The sequence below is a fragment of the Mucilaginibacter achroorhodeus genome (genome assembly GCF_007846095.1).
Lineage (GTDB): Bacteria > Bacteroidota > Bacteroidia > Sphingobacteriales > Sphingobacteriaceae > Mucilaginibacter > Mucilaginibacter achroorhodeus.
The window spans coordinates 422,476-445,353 of record NZ_VOEI01000001.1; the positions used below are offsets into that span (position 1 = coordinate 422,476).

Consider the following 22,878-nt stretch of genomic DNA (forward strand, 5'->3'; position numbering starts at 1 on the left):
CTGTAAACTGGAAAACAGTTAGAAATTATTGCTACTTTTTTATGATTGCTGTGTTTATCCATGTAAGCCGGCGATACGCTTTTTATTAAGTTATTATTATTTAAGTTTTTCCAATGCGCGTTATCAGGCACGCCCAAAAATTTTTAGTTCTACAGCAGCTTATTTTTTATCAAATACTCCCGCATTGTTACTAACATAATGTGCATTTACCGCAGTGATGGTAATGTCATTTAAAGACTCATTTACATCAAATAAAGTAGAATCGTTAGGGCTTAAAACCGGCAAATGGTACGAGTAATACTTGGTTTTAACAACTTTAGTGCCTTGTAACCGGCACATTGCGTTGATCCAAACATCATCTGCTGTTGGTGCCAACTCTATAAAAAGGTCTTTGTTTAACGCATCACCACTTAAATGCCTTTTATTGATCAAAACGCCACCTCCCGTACCAAAAAAAATATCATCGCGCGGTTTTGTTTCAGTAATAACCAAAGGCCACGATACATAGGGCTTCAATTTATCCAGGTCGTTCCACAACATTGTTTTACCAAATTGTGCTATCACACATTGCGGGTTTACGTCGGCATATTTCCGCATATCTTCTATCATGGTAGACCGATAAAAGATATCGTCATCTATTAACACAATATCATGATCCGGATATTCGGTAAGGGCGTAATAATATTTTTTGTGCGACCGGAGGTCGTTTGGCATGATCCTGATCTCGAGCCCCCGTTCTTGTTGTGCTAACAAACTGGCCGGGAGCTGTTTCATATCAGAAAATTGATCTGCGGAAAGCCATAAAATAATTTTTTTAGGCGGTAGTGTTTGGCGTAAAATAGTTTCAATTACGATCCACAACCTATTGATCCTTTTAGGAAAGGATGTTAGAGAAACAATTACTCCGTTACTTTTCTCCGGATAATTTTTTAAAGAATATTTTTTGTTGCCTTTTGTTAATTTAAAATAAACGGGAATAAAGTTGTTGGCAACTGTTCTGATTATAAACCTTAACGCCGAATAAAGCCTGATCTTTTTAAAAAACGGTACTTTGTTCGCTGTGGATGAATACAAATAATCAAGCAAATCAACCATCATGAAGCTTTAAACGTTTTAATCCTTGTGAAATACCACAATGGCCCAACCCACATGATCATGTAAAATATACTCGATAGATAGGTGTTGTTAGCGAAAGTTAACAGGAGTATGTTTCCTACCGCAATGAAAATTATTTTAGATAGAAAGTCATTATGGATAATGGTATAACTCCAGCTTGCGCCGAAGCAATAGCCCAGAAAAAGCATAATAAAAGGAACCCCCACAAATGTAAAATCAGATGCAAACCAAGTGTAGGCCGAATGCCAGTTTACTAAAGGGTCCACACCCTTCTCTCGTAGCCTGAACATGTAAGTATTGGGCCACACATCTACATTGAAAATTTTGGCGAACTCTATGATAGCGGGGTTGTTGCCCATAAAAAAGGTTGACCGGTAATCCAGGTCAAACGCTAAACAAGTATGATAGTATCCTTGTGTTAGGTATGATACCATGTACATGTAAGTATCATGCAAAGGTTGAGGAATAACTGCAAAAACAGGAGAATATTCGTTTACAGTAGCAAGGCCTAACTGAAATTGTGAGTAATCATTGAAAGTGGAATTATCACGTCTGTTACCCATAATGTAGGAGAAAACAGAAACACTTGTAACAAGCATTACGATTACTAAGAATATAAAGAAAACTTGTCTTTTCAAGTCAAATTTAACGGTAGATAATTTATAGATCACAGAGAAAACAAAGGTTGTTATCATAATGATAACACCGAAATTAGTACCTCTACCCAACCAAAAAAACATTTCGGCTGCCACAAAAAACAAGAAAAGAATCTTTTTTATTTTATTGAGCTTGCTCCAATGTGTGAATCCAACGATGAAGAACCCCTGATTTATTACAGCCGTAATAAAATAAAGAGACCAGCTAACCGTGTAGGGCCTTGTACTATCTAATGATAGCTGATACCCTAAGTGAGAATCATAGAGCCCTATAGAAAGGAAATAAAACATGCCTTTGATATCCAAGATCTGAAATCTTAATATATAGGCATATTTGATGAGTACTGTAACTGCGTAAAAGCCAAATAAAAAATTTAACTGTTTGGCCGTTAACGCCCTTAAGGATTTAGCCTTAAAACGCTTTTTTGCTATTTTTTTAAAGCCCTGCTTGTATCCCACATACACCATTAATTGGCATAACATCGAAAAAAAGAAAAACGCAAGTAAATTATCTGTCTTCCAATCCATTGGCGCTGTATAAAAAATAAACAGCGTAAACAAATTAAAGCCTATTACAATGGATAATGGTAAATATCTAATATTAAATATTTTCATGCTATAACCTATTTGATATTTACCTGTAGAAAATCAAACACAACACAATTTCTACTCACTTTTCTATACTTATTCTATTTCTGATCAATTTAGACGGGTTCCCCCCAATTATACTATATTCAGGAAAATCCTTACTTAACACACAACCGGCGCCAACTATCGACCCCTTTTTCACCGTACGACCCGGAGTAAATATTACCTGTCTTCCTATCCATACGTCATCCTCAATTACGGTAGGCATTTTTTTGCTATGACCTTGTTGTATCATCGGAATATCGGTACGGCTAAAATCGTGGTTGGCATCTAATATATAACATTGCGGCCCCATCATTACATCTCTTCCTATCGTAATTTGCCCGGATACAACGCAATCTATACCTATACCTGAGTTATCGCCAATACAAATATCCAACCCGCTGCCGAAAACTGCGCCATGCTCGATGTTTACATTTTTACCACACTCCTTAAAAATACGGCGACAACAGCTATACCTCAGTTTTTTGGCTAACTTACCAACAACAGGTGTTGTGCTTGCAGGCAAGTGCTTTAAAATAGCGTAGTATATGATTATACATAAAAACCGTGACGCCTCAATTTCTCTGCCTTTAATTTTCATTATCAATAACCTTATTTATTTCGGCAACAACATTTTCCAATTTAAATAAATTGATAACCTCTTCCCTATCAGAAAAATCAACTTTATTCTTAGTATTAATGGCTCTGCGCATTGCATTAGTGATTTCCTCAACATTATGCCCGCATTGCAGTATCGATCCTATGTTTTTAAATATCTGATGTGAAGGACTATTGGTTCCTGTTTCTGATATTATAACTCTGTTTATGTTGATGTAGTTGGTTATTTTACTTGACAGGAATATGTCATCTTCAAGCTCTGCGTCTATATCCAATAAAGCAGTTGCTCTTTTGTAGAACGGTGTCAGGTCCTTTGCAAAAGGATGCACAACAATAGCTTTCCTTTCTTCAGCAGTAAAGTTGCTTAAAGCCTCTTCATTTAATTTAGTTCCAACAAACTCAATTACTACATTAGGGTACTCTTTAAAAACATTTCTGAAAGCAGCTAAAATGTAATCTATCTTACGGGGGCCATATATTCCACCTGTATATAAAAACATATTACTTTCGTCGCCTAATTCAGGATATTGTTGAACTTCACCAAAACTCGGATTATATATTACTCCTTTAATAATATTCTTTTTTGGCTTAAATGTAGTTGTCTGATATTTCAACATTTTATGGTTCGCACTAAAAATGCCATCCACAGATCTAAAAAGATTTGCAGTAAGCTTTTTAATACTCCTGTAAAACATGTCGTTCTTTAACCAACCTACAGGTGGCGGGATAGCATCTACCGAATAAACAAAATGTCGGATACCAAGCTGCGAGGATATTATATTCCCTGCCATTGCAGCTGCATAATGCCCGTAAGAAGCAAAGCTAAACACAAGGTCGTAGTCATTCAAATTACGGCGCCTAACCTCTGCTGCAGTTTTTTTTGCCCAAATTTTAGCTGATACATCAACTGCAAATAAGGTTAGCAGCAATTTTGATATTTTGCTATTTAAATGTGTAAGCCGCAGATCAATGATGTTCTTTACATCTGAAAGGTCTACACCCGGGTCATAGTCTGAAGTAATTACATCTATCGTATGATGTTTTGACAATCCGTAAATAAGTCGTTCAAACACTATTCCTGGTGCTGTACGGCCTACATTCATGGTAATGATCAAAATCTTCATCGTGATAACTACTTGTTATAATTGGGGTATAAGCTACTGTTGCTATCTATCCATTGCTTTTGCTCCAATAACATATCTTCATAAGATGGTACTGCAAAATCAAACACGGATGAAACCTGTAAAGATTTATCTACTTTTTTACCCTCAACCTTATTAACCTTTAGGTGCGGCAAGTTCCAAATTTTCTGAAATAGCGCTAACAGATCATATTTATTGATCTTTGCGCCGTTGGTTACATGCAACAAGCCGGTTAATTTGTGTTCTATAGCTTGCTTTATTGCTTTAGCTAACTGCAGGGTTGTTATCCCCCCCCAAATTGCGGCAGTAAATCCATTGATCTCGCCCTTTTGGTGCATAAACCAATCAAACAGGCCTTCTCCTTTATCTTTAAGCTCCGGCCCAATTATAGATGTTCTAAGCGTCAAGTGCCTTGCATCTTCTATTTCACCCAATGCCTTGCTTCGCCCGTAAGTATCATCTGCATCTTTAAATTCAGACTCACCGTAGTTCCCCTTCTTTCCTGAAAAAACACAATCTGTACTGATATGTATCAGCGTAGCCTCTACATCCTCACAAAGTTGTTTAAGGTAATGTGGCATAAAGGCGTTTATGTAAATAGCATTTGCGGGATTATTGGCCGAGCCTTTTATCAAAACCCCCACGCAGTTAACCACATAATTTGGTTTAACATCATCGATGAGATCTTTGAGCGCTTTTTTGTCTGTCACATCAACGATCAAGGTATCGTCGGTAAGCTTTGTTCTGTATGAAACGGGTATCACATCGTAACCTTGGTCTTTTATCAAGTGGTAATATACCATGTGTCCGGCCATACCAGTAGCCCCAAGTACCAATATCCTCTGCTTATTCATGTGTAGGTTTTTTCCAAACGGTTCTGTTGATGTAATCTGTATAAGAGAGTATTATTCTCAAAACTTTCTTTGAAACGTTGTCTGTTTCATAGTCTTTAACCATGCGTATCGCATTGTTATTTTCAGCAAACTGGCTGGTAACAACATTAATTGAATCTATGATACGTTCGGCATTTAAACCAGACATGATCAGCGTTCCTTCATCCATACCTTCCGGGCGTTCGTGCGCTTGCCTGATGGTAATAGCCGGGAAATTTAAGATAGACGATTCTTCGGTTATGGTACCACTGTCAGAGATTACGCAAAATGCATTTCGCTGCAGCTTAATATAATCTATAAACCCGAAGGGTTTTAAGAAGCTGATATTAGGATTAGTATTAACAATATTTAAATGCTCTAATTTTTTTCTGGTTCTGGGATGGGTAGATACGATTATCTTTTTTCCGTATTTATCAGATATCGCATTAAGGGAAGCTAACAGATCCTGAAAGTTTTTCTCATTGTCAACATTCTCTTCTCTATGTGTGCTAACGATGAAATACTCACCCGCCTTTAAATTCTCTCTCTGTAAAACATCACTTGCCTCAATAGATTCAGCATGATGATCAAGCACTTCGCGCATTGGAGAGCCGGTTTTAATAACTGTTTCAGGTTTCAGGCCCTCAGCAATTAAATAATTTCGCGCATGCTCAGACAGCGGCATGTTAATATCACTCAAGTGATCAACAATTTTGCGATTTATCTCCTCGGGCACGCGTTGATCAAAACACCTGTTACCAGCTTCCATATGGAAAATAGGGATCTTTTTCCGTTTTGCTGAAATTACTGCTAAACAACTGTTGGTATCACCGTATAACAAAAGGGCATCAGGCTTAACCTTGTCAAACAGCTCGTCAGACTTGCTGATAACATTTGCTATAGTTAAAGCCGCATTTTCACCGGCTGCGTTCAGGAAATAGTCGGGCTTTCTGATACCCAGGTCGCTGAAAAATATCTCGTTAAGCTCATAATCAAAGTTTTGGCCTGTATGAACAATAATATGTTCAACAAACTTATCTAACTCTGCTATAACCCTGCTTAGCTTTATAATTTCGGGGCGTGTGCCCACTATTGTCATTACCTTCAACATATGCTATTATTTACAGCGCTTTAATAATGTCTAACTTCAACAGCATTTCTTTCATTTCTTCCACATTAAGCCTGCGGGTGTTGTGCGAGTGATAATCATCAAATTCGGCAACTTTCTCTTCTCCCTCAACAAAATACTTGTCGTAATTTAGATCACGGCCATCACAAGGGATGCGATAATAATCTCCAAGATCATGAGACTTCGCCAACTCCTCACGGGTAACCAGCGACTCATAAAATTTTTCACCATGCCTTGTACCTATTATTTCTATTGCTTCCTGTTTATCACAAAGCTCATGTAAAGCTTTAGACAAAACCTCTAAGGTTGCCGCAGGCGCTTTCTGAATAAACAGGTCACCGTTTTTACCATTGTTGAAAGCAAACAGTACCAGATCAACCGCATCTTCAAGGGTCATCATAAAGCGCGTCATGTTAGGATCGGTTATCGTTATCTTTTTACCTGCCTTTATCTGATCAAGCCAAAGCGGGATAACAGACCCCCTGCTACCCATAACGTTACCGTACCTGGTACAGCAAATTACTGTTCCACTATCTTCACTTATTGACCGCCCTTTAGCTATCGCAACTTTTTCCATCATTGCTTTGCTTATACCCATTGCATTTATGGGGTAACAGGCTTTATCAGTACTTAACACAATTACATTCTTAACCTTATTTGCAATGGCAGACTGAAGCACATTCTCGGTACCAAGAACGTTTGTCCTAACAGCTTCAAGCGGAAAGAATTCGCATGATGGTACTTGCTTTAATGCTGCTGCGTGAAAAACGTAGTCAACACCATCCATAGCGTTATCAACGCTGCTTCTTTCCCTCACATCACCTATATAGAATTTAACACGCGATGATTTAAGCTCATGACGCATATCGTCTTGCTTTTTCTCATCACGACTAAATATTCTTATTTCTTTTAAATCAGAATTTAAAAATCTTTTAAGAACAGCATTACCAAATGAGCCTGTTCCTCCTGTTATCAGAAGCACTTTGTCTTTAAACATCGCTTAGGTTTTTTTAAGTATTTTTTTATAATATAAATTCTTTATCGCCTGTTTTTCAAAACTATTAAGCCCCAAAAACACGATCAGTATAATGATTGAGAATGACGAAACTACACAAGTAAAAATAAATTGCCAACCCTGGTTCGTGAGTAATGAGCGCGTATACCAGGTTGCCATAAAAGCAAGAATTGCCACCATTACAGCTTGTAATAAAACTGTTTTGGTAAAACGAAACACAGGTAACGAAGCAATATCTTTAAGAATGCCTAATCTGGCTATCAGGGCAACGATCGTAAAACTGATGGAGACCAATACCGTAACTTGCGGCGAAAACCCCATTTTAAGCAATACGTAAGATGTAGGCAAGTTTAAGAGCAGGATGCCGCTTATAACTAATTGATATCTCCTGATATTACCGGTGGCCTGCGCTAAGCTTTGTAATGCTCCTGAAATAGAGCCAATCAATACATCGAGCAACACAAGTTGTGTAAATGTCACGGTGTATGACGGAACCGTTTTTAACCACAACTGCAAAATAAATTGTGCTTCAACTATGATCGGAAGCGACAAAAACAACAATAGATAAAACGAAAACTTAGAGGCGGCAAATACAAGATTTAATGTTTCTGATATTTTATCCTGTGCGTAGGCTTTAGTGATGGCGGGGTTTACCGCAACCTGGAAATTGGTTACAAAATTGGTTAACGCCCCTTGTACCTGGTATGCTATCCCGCGCGCAGCATTTACCGTTGGGCCAAAAAATATGTTCAGTAAAATGTTAACGCCCTGGTTGTAACCGATACCCGCACTAACACCAAGCAGGTTCCAGCTTGCGAAGCTTCCAAGTCTGTTAAACATTTCCTTATCCCAGATAAGCTTGTACTCGCTACACTCAACAAAATGTTTTTTGCAGTATATGCCCTCAATTATCCTTATGATCACTGCAACCAGAAAAAGCAATATTGCATAAACTATTAGTTTATCAAAATGACCATATGTTAATATGAAAGCGATAGCAAGTTTTGCAAAAACCTCAAACAGCCCTACAAAAGCGTACAAATTCATACGCTCGTTAGCTATTATTGCCGCGTTGTAAGGAACACTGATTACCGTAACTATAAAAGCAAAGATGGTAAATTGATAAACCCAATTTGCCGCGTACATGCGCTGCGCCGGGATATGTAGGTAGTGGTTCAAAAAGTACAGCCCAACCGTTTCTGCTAATATCAATACAATTACTGCTATAATAGCATGCACTGTACTGCTCATGTTAAAGGTTTTTCTTAACTGCGTAATATCATTTTTACCCAATTCAAAGGTTAAAAACCTTTGCGTAGAAGCGGTCATGGCGCTATTAAAAAAACCGAGCATCACAATTATACCGCCAACAACGTTGTAAATGCCAAAATCCTGCACACCCAAAGCGTTTAAAACCACCCTTGATGTAAACAATGTTACCAGCATTGATAGCAACATCCTCACATAAAGCACTAATGTGTTTTTAGCTATTTTTTTGTTAGTGCTATTATCTGGCATTGCGGCTATAATTAAAACAGATACACGGGCAGTTACAACCTGCCATCTACGCTTTCTCTATCCAGGCAAGCTTTGGTATCGTAAATAACACTATTAGGTTTTCTGATAGACGAGTAATCAAAATTTAAGAATTCCGTATGAGCAACAGCTACAACTATAGCATCAAAACGCATGTTTTCAGGCAACTTATTAAGCACTTTCACATTGTACTCGTGTTCAACCTCTTTGGCATCTGCTAACGGGTCATATATCAAAACGTTTAAACCAAAGTTTTTAAGTTCATGGTAAATATCAACAACACGTGTGTTTCTTACGTCAGGGCAATTCTCTTTGAATGTGATACCCATGATAATAGCATCCGAGTTTTTGATTTTCATGTCCTTTTGTATCATCAGCTTAACAACCTTGTCAGCCACAAAAGCACCCATCTGATCGTTAACGCGCCTGCCGGATAATATAACCTGCGGATGATAACCTAAAGCCTGAGCTTTATGGGCAAGATAATAAGGGTCTACACCTATACAGTGACCGCCAACCAAACCGGGTTTGTACTTTAAAAAATTCCACTTTGTACTTGCTGCTTCTATAACATCGTTGGTATCAATACCTATTCTATCGAATATCAAAGACAGCTCATTTACGAAAGAGATGTTAACGTCGCGCTGCGCATTCTCAATGGCCTTTGAAGCTTCTGCTACCTTTAAGCTTGGCGCCTTGTGAGTGCCGGCAACAATAATTGATTTGTACAACTGGTCAACAATTTCTGCAGCTTCGGGCGTGGAACCGCTGGTAACCTTTTTAATTTTGGTTAATGTATTCAGTTTATCACCCGGATTTATCCTTTCGGGAGAGTAGCCCACAAAAAAGTCCTTATTAAACTTTAAACCTGAGAATTTTTCTAAAACCGGCACACAATCTTCTTCTGTGCAGCCCGGATATACAGTAGATTCATAGATAACAAAGTCGCCAGGTTTTAATATTTTGCCAAGCATTTCTGAAGCCTTTAACAAAGGCGTTAGATCAGGTGATTTAAACTGATCTATTGGTGTTGGCACCGTTACAATAAATACATTATAATTTGCAAGAGCATTTGTATCGTAAGAGAAGCTGAGTCCGTATTCCAACCCATTAGCTTTTGCCGCAATAACCGAATTCAGTTCATCTAAATTGGCTTCCTGGGTCCTGTCTTTGCCGGCACTCAATTCAGCAACCCTGCTTTCATTGATGTCAAAACCTAACACATCATATTGCTTACTAAATTCAACGGCTAAAGGCAAACCTACATAGCCTAAACCAATGATTGCAATTTTAAAAGAAGGATTATTTGTGGTATCCATTTATAAGAGATGTAAATATTTAAGTGATGATACAGGATTTAGTTTGTATGAATATTATTCATAGTAGCCACCATAGCCGTAACCATAACCGTAGCCGTAACCATAGCCATATCCGCCTTTGGTATCAATTGAGTTCATAACCAGGTTAAGATTTTTGAATTTCTTTTGCTTGTTAAATTGCTCTATTATCGGGATGTGTATTTTGGCAGTGTAATTATGCCTTACAACAAATAGCGTTGTGTCAGCAAACTGACCAAGTATTTGTGCATCCGTTACCAAACCCACCGGAGGTGCGTCAAGTATAACGTAATCAAAATCATTTTTAAGATCTGATATCAGGTCGCCTATCCTACCGTTAACAAGCAACTCTGCCGGATTTGGAGGGATGGGACCGCTTGAAATAAGATAGTAATTTTCCTGGTGTGGTATAGGCCTTACAATGTCCTTTACAGCAACTTCCCCTATCAAATAATTTGACAGACCTCTATCATTACTCATTTCTAAACCGCCATGCAGCTTAGGCTTTCTTAAGTCAAGCTCTAATATTACTACCTTCTTCCCGGACATTGCCAAACTGGCCCCCAGGTTTAGGGATATGAACGATTTACCTTCGCCGCTAATGCTTGATGTAAATAAGATCACCTTTTGGTCCGGCTTAGGTATAATAAAATTAAGGTTGGTTCTTAAGGCCCTTATCTGTTCTGATACCATTGATCTTGGCTTTGCAGATACCAGTAATGGTGAACGATCCGTTGAGTGCGAAATTTCTGATATGATAGGCACGCGGGTATTCCGCTCAATATCAGCCTTTTTGGTTACTTTGAAATTTAGCAGATCTGCAAAATAAATTATAGCTGCGGGCACCGCAAAACCTATTAGCATGAACAAGAGGAAAATAACCTGCCTAACCGGCTTAACAGGAGCCCTTGTGCTGGTGGCAGCATCAATTATTCTACTATCAGAAGCTGTTGATGCAAGTGATATCTCCGTTTCTTCTCTTTTTTGCAATAAGTAGGTGAACAACGTGTTCTTGATCTCCTGTTGTCGCATTACATCAATTAAACCGCGCTCTTTGCTTGGCACCTGGCTAATGATGTTATTAAACATATTACTTTTGCTCTGCAATTGCCTTTTTGTGGTTAATAAACCATTACGTAAGCTTTGTAGCGATTGGTTTATGCCTGTTTTAACGGTTTTAATTTGTTCGTTAAGCGAGGTGATAACCGGGTTTGTTTCCGGTATAGTTTGAAGCAGGCTTTGTTTTTTTAGCACCAATTCTCCCAATTGATTAACAAGCGCAGTGAAGGCAGGGTCGTCAATACCGAACATTGCCGGTACCTGGGTATCCTCGGTACCTGAATTAGAAATATACTTCTGCATGTTATCCAACACGTTCAGTTGTATATTGATCTTGCTCAGATCAGAATCATTCCCTTGTACTCCCTGTAAAAATATCTGCGATTGGGCGCTTATATCGGTAATTTTATTACCCGACTTGAAGTTTTCAACTTTCTTTTCAGCAACCCCTAATTCCTCTTGTAACTTGTTTAACCTATCTGTTATAAAAGATAAGGTTGCAGCGGTAACCTGGTTTTTATCCTCTATGGCAGCTTTATTGTATTCAGCTACTAAACTGTTTAGGATGTCTTTACCTCTTGCAGGTATAGCATCTTCAAGTGTTATGATCAAAACAGTAGCTTGCTTGCTTACTGGCGATACGTTTATCTTGGCGTTGTAACTTTCAATAATGTATCTTATATCAGTAAACTTAACTTGATATTTATCCTTAAAAACAGATGGAGGAACGTCAGCGTTAGGGGTTATTAATACCAAACCTGATTTAATAGTTACAGGGGTATTTACCGGATAAGTTTTGCCATCTATTTGAATTTGAGTAGGATTGATCATATTGACGTTGTATATCGTCTTATAATCATCCTCATCGCCACCCGGCTTCAACAATTCGATCTTAAACGGAAGACCCGAGTAAAGCTCCTGCCTTCTGATACTTTTATTTGTGAAGTATGAGGTGGTTAGGTTTAGCTTTTTTGCAACTTTCTCTATCAATGTTCTCGATTTAATGATATTCATCTCATTATCGATGATCTTATCAGATGAGAACATGTCGAGGTCTTTCAACAGATCATTAGAGCCGCCTAAATTGCTCTTGTTATCTTTTATTAAAAGGTCGGTTTCAATTTTATAAACAGGTGTGCTGAATTTAAGGTAAACAACGGCCAGCGCCATCGCAACTACAAATGACAACAAGAACCACTTCCAATATCTAATGTATTTGAAAAGTATTTCGCGTACGCTCTGCTCATGAACGTCGTTTTCGAAATCAGTAGTTAAACTATCGTTATTTTGCATTTTAAGAACTTGGATCGGTTATCTTTTACTGTAAACAAATATGATAGATAGGAAAGATAGGGCACTTAAAATTATCGGAAGTATTTGATAAGTTTTATCGGTTTGAGCAATCTTTCCTTTACCCGGTTCAACGTAAACAATATCATTTGAATGCAAATAGTAGTACGGAGATGAATATACTTCCCTCGTGTTCAGGTTTATCCGCCCAAACTCCTTCTTTCCGTTATTGTCCCTTACGATCAGCACGTTGTCACGTTTACCAAAGATTGTGATATCTCCAGCCATACTTAATGCTTCAGGCAAGGTCACTTTCTCATTTGGGATCACATAAACAGAAGGCCTGGCAACCTCACCCATTACCGATATTTTATAATTTAGAAAACGAACGTTAACGGTCGGTTCCTTCAAGTAAGTTTTAAGTCTGTTTTTAATAGTATCCCGCAGCTCAGATGTGGTACGGCCGGCAGCTGTAATTTCACCAACCAAAGGTAACTCGATCCTGCCTTGCGGATCTACCAGAAAACCCGGGGCTGAACTGCTTGCAGGTGACTGCTGCCCCACTGAAGGCGTTGAACTGCCCGTGCCTGCTGTTTCAGAAGCTAAGCCGGGTGAAGGAGCGTATGGATTGAAAAAACTGCTGGCAACAGGGTTTAACGAACTTACGTAAATTGATAGTATATCGCCCGATTGAATTTTAGGCACATAAGCTTCTGCAACTCTAATGGTATCTTTACCATTAATATCTTTTTGAAAGTAAGCTATTTGTTTCTGGCTAACGCATGATGATAACGACGCTATTATGAAAGCAAAGAAAAGTACTTTAAGGTAGAGCCTTTTTTTCATAGGTTGTGGTATTACGGGCGCAAAATTAGATTTTTTTATCGAATAAACTAACGTAAAGTCATGTATGCCAATAACTCCTAATTGAGATATTGAAAATAATGCAAAAGAATCAAGTTGCAAAATTTTAATTTTATCAACTATTTGCGCATCGCCTATGTAAATTTCCTAATGGGGGTATAAGGAAGTGCTCATACAAAAACGCGTGCAAGGTAATTGTTTTAACCTAATTAAAAAAATCATCTTTAAGGTCGTCAATCTCCCGCCTGTCGCGTTTTGTAGGCCTGCCTGCGCCTCTGTCGCGTGTTAAAACGGGTGCATGAAACATTGATTTAAAAGCGGTAGTTTGTTCTACAGGCGTTATATCTTCATAAAAGTTGACGGCAGTTTTGGCATCTACCCTGTTCTCCAGTAAGCCGGTTATTTTTATCACTCGCTTCTCCGGGCCTTTTGATACCGTGTATACCTCACCTATTTTTACTTCGTGAGAGGGTTTGGTATTATTGCCATCCAATTTCACCCTGCCGGCTTTGCAAGCGTCAGCAGCAAGCGTACGGGTTTTAAATATCCTTATTGCCCATAGGTATTTGTCTATTCTTAATTTGTCTTTCTCCGGCATATCTTAACATCGATCAGTGCTGCTCATGCTGACACCCAAATAAACTGCGTTGTCACAATTAAATTGTTCAATTTTCAAAAATCGCATTCAGGTGCGCTGTCTTTTAGCTTAATGAAGCTAACAAATGTCCCCAAAAATCCTTTAATTTGGCAAAATTTATTTTTTGTACGAATGCTTAACCTGAAGAAACTTATTGAGGATGCCTGGGAAGACCGCAACCTTTTAAACTTTGGTGAATATACTAACGCCATTGAGTCTGTTATTGACCGTTTAGACAAAGGCGAGATACGCGTTGCTGAACTTATCGGCTCTCGTTGGCACACTAACGATTGGGTAAAGAAGGCAGTTATACTATACTTCCCTACCCGCGCAATGGAAGAAATTAAAACAGGCCCGTTTGTTTTTCATGATAAAATGAAACTAAAAACAAACTATAAGGAGCTTGGCGTACGCGTGGTACCGCATGGTATTGCCCGTTACGGTGCTTACCTGGCCAAGGGCGTTATCATGATGCCATCTTATGTAAACATTGGCGCTTACGTAGATGAAGGCACTATGGTTGATACCTGGGCAACAGTAGGCTCATGCGCGCAAATTGGCAAACATGTTCACCTTAGTGGTGGTGTGGGCATTGGTGGCGTGCTGGAGCCTGTTCAAGCTTCTCCTGTAATTATTGAGGATAACTGTTTCCTTGGTTCGCGCGCCATAGTTGTGGAAGGTGTACACGTTGAATCTGAAGCTGTATTAGGCGCTAACGTAGTTTTAACAGCATCAACCAAGATCATTGACGTTACAGGATCAACCCCGGTTGAATACAAAGGCCGCGTTCCTGCCCGTTCGGTTGTTATTCCGGGTTCTTATACTAAACAATTTGCTGCCGGCGAATACCAGGTGCCATGCGCTTTGATCATTGGTAAACGTAAAGAATCAACCGACAAAAAAACATCTCTTAACGATGCGCTGAGAGATAATAACGTTGCGGTTTAAATAGATATGAGATGTTGGATTTGAGATGTGAGATAAGCTACCGCATGTCTTGTAAAATTTAGATGATGCAGACTGTCTCAAATCTCAAATCTCAAATCTCAAATTTCCGAATACTTATTCGGCTTCCCAACTGGCTTGGCGATGTGGTGATGGCTACCGCATTTGTTAATGCTGTAAAAAACCAGTACACCGATGCCACTATTGATGTGATCATCAAAAAAGAGTTGAGTGGCATTGGCGAACTCATACCGGGCATCAATAAACTTCATCTCTTTTCTAAACAAGATCATCCCGGCTTAGGAGGTGTTTACCGGTTTGGTAAAGCATTACGGCCTGAGCGGTACGATATCGTTTTTAACCTGCCCCATTCGCTTTCATCATTTGTGATGGCGTGGGCAACCGGCGCTAAGCAACGCATTGGTTTCCGTAAAGATGGCGGTATTTTCCTGCTTACCAGATCTGTTAAAAAGCCTGCCGGTGTGCACCGGGTGGATGAATATATCCATCTCCTCGAAGCTTTTACAGGAAAAGCCTCTACCAACAGAAAAGTTGAGTTAAAAGCCAATCCTGCTAATATTTCCAATACTGTTATCATCAACTTTAATTCCGAAGCTTCATCCCGTCGTATGCCGGTTGATAAAGGCAGGAATATCATCAATACACTTACAACTCATTTTGCAGAGTTGAATTTCGCTTTTGTAGGTTCACCTAAAGAAGCAGCTTTTATAGATGAAATACTTACAGGCTTAGATAACCAGCTTCGATTGCAAAATTTAGCGGGCAAAACTAATTTAAAAGGCTTGGCAGAACTTATGGCAGGCAGTAAGGCGGTATTGACAACAGACTCCGGCCCTGCTCACCTCGCCAACGCGCTGGGTGTACCTACCATAGTTTTATTTGGCGCCGGGGATGAGAATAACACTGCACCTTACAACAAGGATAACCTGCAGGTAATACGTTACGGGCAACTGGAGTGTGAGCCCTGCGTGCGTAACACGTGCAAATTGTATTGTTTTCCTAAATGCATGCAGTTATTAGATGAGAAAAGAATTTTAAAAGCCTTAAGTTTGTGCCTTAATTATGCTTAAAGACGAAGTTAACAAGGCGCTTAAAATAGTACAGGACGGTGGCATTATCCTTTACCCTACCGATACCATTTGGGGCATTGGTTGTGATGCCACTAATACCGATGCCGTTAAACGCATATTTGCGCTTAAACAACGCGAAGAGAGCAAGAGCATGATCATACTGGTTGATGTGGATAACAAACTACAAAGCTACATACGGGATGTTCCGGATATTGCCTACACATTGATAGAATACGCCGAAAACCCGCTTACACTGGTTATGCCGGGTGCGAAAAACATCTCTCCTGCCCTTATTGCTGAAGATAGCAGCGTTGGCGTACGCGTTTCAACCCATCCCTTTTGCCAGCAGCTGATACAGCGCCTGCGTAAGCCTTTGGTTAGTACATCTGCCAACATCAGCGGAGAACCTTCTCCTGAGTATTTTGGCAAGATCTCGCAGGAAATTATTGATGGCGTTGATTACGTGGTTGATGTTGACCAGTATTTAACCGAGGTTAAAAAGCCATCAACCATTATGCGGATAGCTCCTAACGGCACTTTTGAATTTATTCGCCGTTAAGAAGTAAAATACTATTTTTGCTGCAAATACAAGCCTGTTCGCAGCTTAACCCACCATGAAACAACACCTGCAACATCCGGTATTTTCTGTTATTTCTAAATTTGCTGCCGAAAAAAATGTACAGGCTTACGCAATTGGTGGTTACGTGCGTGATATTTTCCTTAATCGTCCCTCAAAAGATATCGATGTGGTGATTTTAGGCAACGGTATTGATTTCGCCGAAGCTGTTGCTGCCCAACTCAACGTAAAACTATCCGTATTTAAAAACTTTGGTACTGCCATGCTGCGCTACCAGGATGTAGAAGTAGAGTTTGTTGGCGCACGTAAAGAAAGCTACCGGTCTGATTCGCGTAAACCTATTGTAGAAAACGGCACGCTGGATGATGATCAAAAGCGCCGTGATTTTACCATAAACGCGCTGGCTGTCTCTTTGCACCCTGATAATTACGGTGAATTGATAGATCCTTTCGGTGGTATAGTCGATCTGAATAATAAGTTGATCCGCACACCGCTTAACCCGGTAGAAACTTTTTCTGATGACCCGCTGCGCATGATGCGGGCCATCCGCTTTGCTTCGCAACTGAGCTTTACCATTGATCCGGTGGCTATTGCTGCCATCAAAAGCAACCTGCAGCGCATTAAGATCGTATCGCAGGAGCGTATTACCGATGAGTTAAATAAGATCATCCTGTCACCTGTTCCTTCTATTGGGTTTAATTACCTGTTTGATACCGGTTTGCTGCACATCATCTTCCCTCAAATGGCTGGGCTGTACGGTGTAGAGATAATTAATGGCAAGGGCCATAAGGACAATTTTTACCACACCCTGCAGGTTCTGGATAATATCTGCGAAGCTACCGGCGACCTTTGGTTACGCTGGGCTGCCATTTTGCATGATATAGCCAAGCCGGCAACCAAACGTTTTGAACAGGGCCACGGCTGGACGTTTCACGGTCACGAGGATAAGGGTGCCCGCATGGTACCTAAGATATTTACGCAGCTTAAGTTGCCTTTAAACGATAAGATGAAGTTTGTACAAAAGCTGGTGCAATTGCACTTGAGGCCGATCGTTTTGTCGCAATCTATCGTTACTGATTCTGCCGTGAGGCGTTTGCTTTTTGATGCAGGCGAGGATATTGAGGCGCTAATGCTGTTGTGTAAAGCAGACGTAACTACAAAGAACGAATATAAGGTAAAAAAATACCGGCAGAATTTTGAGCTGGTTCAGCAGAAACTAAAAGACGTTGAAGAACGCGATAGCATACGCAACTGGCAGCCGCCTGTAACAGGGCTTGATATCATGCAGCTATTTGGCATTAGCGAAGGGCGCGAAGTGGGCATCATTAAAAATAAAATACGCGAAGCCATACTTGAGGGCGAAATTCCTAATGACAGAGATGCAGCAATCAGCTTCACAATTGAAAAAGGCAAAGAAATTGGCTTGAAAGTTGTGGAAAACTGAATTTGAATTTAACTATCTATTTTTGACAAAAAACTCACTTAAATAAAATGGCACTATACAGGTTCAGGATCACCTTTGAAGATTACGATGATGTTTCGCGCGATATTGATATCAAATCGAACCAAACCTTCGAAGATCTTCACAATGCAATCCACCAATCTACCGGCTACAAAGCCGATTACCCTTCGTCTTTTTACGTGAGCAACGATCAATGGACCAAGGGTGATGAAATTACCTATATGCCCAACCAAAAAAGGATCGATAGAAAGATACCTTTGATGGAAAAAGCAAAATTAAGCAGCTACATTGACGATCCTCACCAAAAATTTTACTACACTTTCAACTTTGATAAGCCCTTTGATTTTCATGTGGAACTGATGAAGATCATTTTGGATGAAAATCCAGCTGTAACTTACCCAAGCGTTGTACGAAGCGTTGGTGAAGCGCCTAAACAATTCGGAAACGTTTTTAATCCTACGGTAATTTCTTCAGCTGACGAGGATTTTGATTTTCTTAATGAGATGCAATTTAACCCGGAGGATGCAGAAGACTTCTCTGAAGTTACCGATACCGATTCAGTAAGTCCGCAGAAGGCTCACGGTATAGATGAAGAAGAACACGACGAAGAAGAGGAAAGTGAAGAAGACGAATTTGGCTTTGGAGACGATGATAATTTTGAAGAGGACGACCGCCGCAGTGGCCGTAACGATGATTATTAATTAGAAGGTAGTTGGTGGTTCATAGTTCATGGCAAAGAACCTATGAACCATGAACTATAAACCATTCTCTGCCTATGAACAATACAAGCCCCACATTAATAGTAATAGCCGGTCCTACAGCTTCTGGTAAAACAGCCGCAGCCATCCAACTGGCGCAGCATTTAGATACAGTTATCGTATCTGCCGATTCGAGACAGTTTTTCCGCGAAATGTCTATAGGTACGGCTAAACCAAGCGATGCCGAATTAGCAGCCGTTCCTCATTACTTTATTAATTCACATAGCGTAACAGAACCGTTTTCTGTTGGCGATTACGAACGTGAATGCCTGCACTTATTGGATGAGCTTTTTAAAGCCAATAAAACTGTAGTTATGGCCGGCGGATCGGGCCTTTACATCAAAGCCGTAACGGAAGGCTTTGACGATATCCCTGCTGCCGACCCGGATATAAGAGACCGACTGAATACAGAAATGGCCATAAACGGCATTCACGCGCTTCAGGAGCGCCTGAAAAGTGTTGACCCGGATTACTATCAACTCGTAGACGTGAACAATCCACAGCGTGTTATACGTGCCTTAGAGGTGTTTGAAGCAACAGGTAAGCCGTTCTCCGCTTACCTCACGGCTAAAGGTAATTCCCGCCCTTTCAATATCATCAAACTGGCATTAGATATGCCCCGCGAAACATTGTATGACCGTATCAATAAACGCGTTGATCTGATGATGCAAAACGGCTTGTTGGCCGAGGTAGAAGCCTTGGTTAAATACAAACACTACAATGCCTTGAACACGGTAGGCTACGCAGAGCTATTTGATTACCTGGCAGGAAAGGTAAGTCTTGATGACGCTATTGAACAAATAAAGCAGAATACCCGCCGTTTTGCAAAGCGGCAACTCACCTGGTTCAGAAAGGATAAGGATATTATTTGGTTAGATACCAGTGATATCAATCTTACCGAAAATATCATTGCCACCATTGACAGGCTACTGCCTTCATCATAAAAAGAGCAGGCTGTTAGCCTGCTCTTTCTGTTTAAAATCTTTTAACTATTGTCTAAAACCGATTGCAGATATGCCCCGTAACCGCTTTTAGCATATTTTTGCGCCAATTCCTTTAATCTGTCAGCATCTATATAGCCCATTAAATACGCCACTTCTTCAATACAGCCTATTTTTTTAGACTGGCGTTTTTCAATCACGCGTACAAATTCGGTAGCATCACTCAATGAGTCGAAAGTACCGGTATCTAACCAAGCCGTACCGCGGTCCATTACACCAACATGCAGGTTACCTTGCTTAAGGTATTCTTTATTTACGTCGGTTATTTCGTACTCGCCGCGAGGGGAAGGTGCGATATGTTTAGCTATTTCAACTACGCTGTTGTCATAAAAATACAAACCCGGTACAGCGAATTTCGATTTTGGCTGCTGAGGTTTTTCTTCAATAGATATGGCTTTATTATCGGCATCAAATTCAACAACGCCATAACGCTCAGGGTCGGCAACCGGGTAGGCAAAGATAGCTGCGCCATCTATATTGCTAAAGCTTTGCAACAACTTACTGAAGCCCGATCCATAAAAGATATTATCGCCCAGCACCAGGGCCACTTTATCTTTACCCACAAACTCGGCACCTATCACAAAGGCTTGTGCAAGGCCATTTGGTTTCTCCTGCACTGCGTACTCAAATTTACAGCCTAACTCCTCACCCGTGCCCAAAAGGCGTTTAAAACCAGCGTTGTCTTCAGGCGTAGTGATGATCAAAATTTCGTTTATCCCTGCAAGCATTAATACCGACAGTGGATAATAGATCATCGGTTTATCATAAATAGGCATCAATTGTTTGCTTATAGCCTTTGTTATTGGATAAAGCCTTGTGCCCGAGCCACCAGCTAAAATGATACCTTTCATAGTATAATGAATGTGTGATTTAGTGAATGTAGAATTGCTTATCTAATTTTCCAGTTTACCGATGCAAACCTTTAAACTATCCTCCCATTGTGGAATATCAAGATTGAATGTTTGTTTGATTTTTGACTTATCCATCACAGAATACACCGGTCTTTTGGCCGGCGTTGGGTATTCAGTTGTAGGGATAGGTAATACTTTTACGCCGGTACCTGCAAGCTCGTGTATCTGCTTTGCAAAGCCATACCAAGTGGTACTACCATCATTAGCGTAATGATACAGGCCATATTTGGTTATGCCTGAGCTGATGATTTCGGTTACGGTCTTTGCGAGGTCAATGCCGTAGGTTGGCGTACCTGTTTGATCACTGATCACTTTTATCTCACCGCGTTCTTTGCCGATGCGCAAAATGGTTTTCACAAAATTGTTGCCGTGCTCTGAATACAACCAACCGGTACGGATAATGAAATACTTGTTTAAAACAGTTGGAATAATAAGTTCGCCATCTAATTTAGATTGGCCATATACGCTTACCGGTGCCGTGCTGTCTTCTTCGTTCAAGGGTGTGTTCCCGTCACCACCAAATACAAAGTCCGTTGAAATATGGATGAGGACCGTATCATAGGAATTGCAAAGATCTGAAAGGTTTTCTACACCTGTTTTGTTAACAGCATACGCGGTTTCCCGGTCGTTTTCAGCTTTGTCAACCGCGGTGTAAGCTGCGCAATTGATACAGTGAGTTGGATCATGCTTAGCGAATAGCTTTTCCAATGAATTTACATCAAGAATATTTGCCTCCGATTCATCAGGAAAGACGTAGCCTTCAAGCGCCTTGTCTTCAACTACCTCTTTCAGGCAGTTACCTAACTGCCCCGATGCACCAAAAACTAAAATCTTTTTCATAAAGTTTCTAAAGAAGCTTTAACCTTTGTATTTATTCAAAAAATCAGCGTAGGCCAATTTAATACCATCAGCCAGTTCGGTTTTATAGGACCAGCCTTTTTCGGCCAGCTTAGAAACATCCATTAATTTACGTGGAGTACCATCCGGTTTAGTGGTATCAAATTCAAGTGTGCCGTTATAGCCCACAATATCTTTTATTAACATAGCGAGGTCTTTTATGGAGATCTCTTTACCACTACCGATGTTGATGAATCCTGCTTCATCATAATTTTGCATTAAATAGTAGCAGGCCTCTGCCAAATCATCAGCAAATAAAAATTCCCTTAAAGGCGAACCGCTGCCCCATATGGTAACACTTGGGGCGCCTTGCTCCTTCGCTTCATGAAAACGGCGGATCAACGCCGGCAGCACATGCGAGTTTTGCGGATGGTAATTATCATTATAACCGTAAAGGTTAGTAGGCATTACCGAGATAAAATTACAGCCATACTGCGCACGGTAGGCATCGCACATTTTAATGCCAGAGATCTTGGCAATGGCATAGGGCTCGTTAGTTGGTTCTAACAAACCCGTAAGCAATGCATCCTCGTGCAGCGGTTGTGGCGCCATCTTAGGGTAGATACAGCTCGAACCCAAAAACATCAGTTTTTTAACGCCATTAACATGCGACGAGTTGATGATATTATTTTGGATCTGCAGGTTATCATAAAGAAATTCTGCACGGTAAGTGTTATTGGCTACTATACCTCCCACTTTAGCAGCTGCCAAGAATACATACTTCGGCTTTTCGGTGGCGAAAAAATCAGCTACTGCCTGTTGGTTACGGAGATCAAGTTCCGATGAAGTGCGCGTTATCAGATCAGTAAAACCTTCGTGCTGCAGTTTACGCATGATTGCAGAACCCACCATACCACGATGGCCCGCTATAAATATTTTAGAATCTTTGTTCATTTTTAAAGTTCATTGGTTCATTAGCTCATTAGTTCGTTGGTGGCATAATGGCAAGTGCTATATCTCTAACTTTACCTTAATAAACCATTGAATAAGTTAACTAATGAACTATTATGCCTGCCCCATTGTGCCGCCGAAATTCATGGGGAATGCCGGCGGATCATTTTGGATCTTGATACGGCCGTGGGCCTCTTCAAAGCGGTCTATGTTATCTTGCAATGCTCCAACTAATCTTTTTGCATGTTCTGGAGTTAGTACCACGCGCGATTTAACCTTGGCTTTTGGAACACCCGGCATTACACGGATAAAATCGACAACAAACTCTGAGCTTGAGTGCGTAATAATAGCCAGGTTTGAGTAGATACCCTCGGCCATTTCTTCGCTTAGTTCAATGCTGATTTGGTTTTCGTTCTGTTCTTCCATAGCGCAAAAGTAGTTAAA

At 40.2% G+C, this 22,878-nt stretch carries 22 protein-coding genes; 6 read left to right on the plus strand and 16 right to left on the minus strand.

Annotated elements, in window-relative coordinates; all coding sequences use genetic code 11:
- Nucleotides 1–159: 159 nt before the first annotated feature.
- The 12 genes from FPZ42_RS01945 to FPZ42_RS02000 form a co-directional block, all read right to left on the minus strand.
- Nucleotides 160–774, minus strand: coding sequence for a hypothetical protein (locus FPZ42_RS01945; protein WP_146268814.1), 615 nt, complete (start codon nucleotides 772–774; stop codon nucleotides 160–162).
- A gap of 320 nt (nucleotides 775–1,094) precedes the next feature.
- A complete protein-coding gene (locus FPZ42_RS01950; protein WP_146268815.1) occupies nucleotides 1,095–1,679 on the minus strand; it encodes a hypothetical protein in 585 nt (194 codons plus the stop codon).
- Between the two features lie 763 nt (nucleotides 1,680–2,442).
- Nucleotides 2,443–2,928, minus strand: coding sequence for an acyltransferase (locus FPZ42_RS01955; protein ID WP_222431531.1), 486 nt, complete (start codon nucleotides 2,926–2,928; stop codon nucleotides 2,443–2,445).
- A 64-nt stretch (nucleotides 2,929–2,992) separates the two neighbouring features.
- Complete coding sequence (locus FPZ42_RS01960; RefSeq protein WP_146268817.1) at nucleotides 2,993–4,144, minus strand: glycosyltransferase family 4 protein; 1,152 nt, start codon at nucleotides 4,142–4,144, stop codon at nucleotides 2,993–2,995.
- An 8-nt stretch (nucleotides 4,145–4,152) separates the two neighbouring features.
- Complete coding sequence (locus FPZ42_RS01965; RefSeq protein ID WP_146268818.1) at nucleotides 4,153–5,016, minus strand: dTDP-4-dehydrorhamnose reductase family protein; 864 nt, start codon at nucleotides 5,014–5,016, stop codon at nucleotides 4,153–4,155.
- Nucleotides 5,009–6,145: a non-hydrolyzing UDP-N-acetylglucosamine 2-epimerase gene (gene wecB, locus FPZ42_RS01970; RefSeq protein WP_146268819.1), complete on the minus strand. Its 1,137-nt coding sequence runs from the start codon at nucleotides 6,143–6,145 to the stop codon at nucleotides 5,009–5,011. The genes FPZ42_RS01965 and wecB overlap by 8 nt, the downstream gene beginning before the upstream one ends.
- Nucleotides 6,146–6,155: 10 nt before the next feature.
- Nucleotides 6,156–7,160: a polysaccharide biosynthesis protein gene (locus tag FPZ42_RS01975; protein ID WP_146268820.1), complete on the minus strand. Its 1,005-nt coding sequence runs from the start codon at nucleotides 7,158–7,160 to the stop codon at nucleotides 6,156–6,158.
- 3 nt (nucleotides 7,161–7,163) lie between these two features.
- Entirely contained in the window at nucleotides 7,164–8,696 is a 1,533-nt protein-coding gene (locus FPZ42_RS01980) for a lipopolysaccharide biosynthesis protein (protein ID WP_146268821.1), read from the minus strand.
- A gap of 32 nt (nucleotides 8,697–8,728) precedes the next feature.
- Complete coding sequence (locus FPZ42_RS01985; protein WP_146268822.1) at nucleotides 8,729–10,033, minus strand: nucleotide sugar dehydrogenase; 1,305 nt, start codon at nucleotides 10,031–10,033, stop codon at nucleotides 8,729–8,731.
- A gap of 54 nt (nucleotides 10,034–10,087) precedes the next feature.
- Entirely contained in the window at nucleotides 10,088–12,403 is a 2,316-nt protein-coding gene (locus FPZ42_RS01990; protein ID WP_146268823.1) for a GumC family protein, read from the minus strand.
- 18 nt (nucleotides 12,404–12,421) lie between these two features.
- On the minus strand, nucleotides 12,422–13,246 hold the full coding sequence (locus FPZ42_RS01995; protein ID WP_146268824.1) for a polysaccharide biosynthesis/export family protein: 825 nt from the start codon (nucleotides 13,244–13,246) through the stop codon (nucleotides 12,422–12,424).
- A gap of 223 nt (nucleotides 13,247–13,469) precedes the next feature.
- Nucleotides 13,470–13,862, minus strand: coding sequence for an RNA-binding S4 domain-containing protein (locus FPZ42_RS02000; RefSeq protein ID WP_146268825.1), 393 nt, complete (start codon nucleotides 13,860–13,862; stop codon nucleotides 13,470–13,472).
- Nucleotides 13,863–14,033: 171 nt separating this feature from the next.
- Here FPZ42_RS02000 and FPZ42_RS02005 point away from each other — a divergent pair, with 171 nt between their 5' ends.
- The 6 genes from FPZ42_RS02005 (at nucleotide 14,034) to miaA (ending at nucleotide 19,678) form a co-directional block, all read left to right on the plus strand.
- The gene (locus FPZ42_RS02005; protein WP_146269543.1) at nucleotides 14,034–14,849 is read left to right on the plus strand and encodes a 2,3,4,5-tetrahydropyridine-2,6-dicarboxylate N-succinyltransferase; all 816 of its coding nucleotides are present in this window, start codon (nucleotides 14,034–14,036) and stop codon (nucleotides 14,847–14,849) included.
- Nucleotides 14,850–14,911: 62 nt separating this feature from the next.
- Complete coding sequence (locus tag FPZ42_RS02010; protein WP_146268826.1) at nucleotides 14,912–15,937, plus strand: glycosyltransferase family 9 protein; 1,026 nt, start codon at nucleotides 14,912–14,914, stop codon at nucleotides 15,935–15,937.
- Nucleotides 15,930–16,496, plus strand: coding sequence for an L-threonylcarbamoyladenylate synthase (locus FPZ42_RS02015; protein ID WP_146268827.1), 567 nt, complete (start codon nucleotides 15,930–15,932; stop codon nucleotides 16,494–16,496). The genes FPZ42_RS02010 and FPZ42_RS02015 overlap by 8 nt, the downstream gene beginning before the upstream one ends.
- 55 nt (nucleotides 16,497–16,551) lie before the next feature.
- Complete coding sequence (locus FPZ42_RS02020) at nucleotides 16,552–17,958, plus strand: CCA tRNA nucleotidyltransferase (protein ID WP_146268828.1); 1,407 nt, start codon at nucleotides 16,552–16,554, stop codon at nucleotides 17,956–17,958.
- 47 nt (nucleotides 17,959–18,005) lie between these two features.
- On the plus strand, nucleotides 18,006–18,677 hold the full coding sequence (locus FPZ42_RS02025) for an IS1096 element passenger TnpR family protein (protein WP_146268829.1): 672 nt from the start codon (nucleotides 18,006–18,008) through the stop codon (nucleotides 18,675–18,677).
- A gap of 74 nt (nucleotides 18,678–18,751) precedes the next feature.
- A complete protein-coding gene (gene miaA / locus FPZ42_RS02030) occupies nucleotides 18,752–19,678 on the plus strand; it encodes a tRNA (adenosine(37)-N6)-dimethylallyltransferase MiaA (protein WP_146268830.1) in 927 nt (308 codons plus the stop codon).
- Nucleotides 19,679–19,719: 41 nt separating this feature from the next.
- Here miaA and rfbA read toward each other — a convergent pair whose 3' ends face one another.
- From rfbA to FPZ42_RS02050, 4 genes are all read right to left on the minus strand, one after another.
- On the minus strand, nucleotides 19,720–20,586 hold the full coding sequence (rfbA, locus tag FPZ42_RS02035) for a glucose-1-phosphate thymidylyltransferase RfbA (RefSeq protein WP_146268831.1): 867 nt from the start codon (nucleotides 20,584–20,586) through the stop codon (nucleotides 19,720–19,722).
- Between the two features lie 42 nt (nucleotides 20,587–20,628).
- A complete protein-coding gene (gene rfbD, locus FPZ42_RS02040; protein WP_146268832.1) occupies nucleotides 20,629–21,486 on the minus strand; it encodes a dTDP-4-dehydrorhamnose reductase in 858 nt (285 codons plus the stop codon).
- Nucleotides 21,487–21,504: 18 nt separating this feature from the next.
- The gene (gene fcl / locus FPZ42_RS02045; protein WP_146268833.1) at nucleotides 21,505–22,437 is read right to left on the minus strand and encodes a GDP-L-fucose synthase; all 933 of its coding nucleotides are present in this window, start codon (nucleotides 22,435–22,437) and stop codon (nucleotides 21,505–21,507) included.
- A 111-nt stretch (nucleotides 22,438–22,548) separates the two neighbouring features.
- Entirely contained in the window at nucleotides 22,549–22,860 is a 312-nt protein-coding gene (locus tag FPZ42_RS02050; RefSeq protein ID WP_146268834.1) for a DUF3467 domain-containing protein, read from the minus strand.
- Nucleotides 22,861–22,878: the final 18 nt, after the last annotated feature.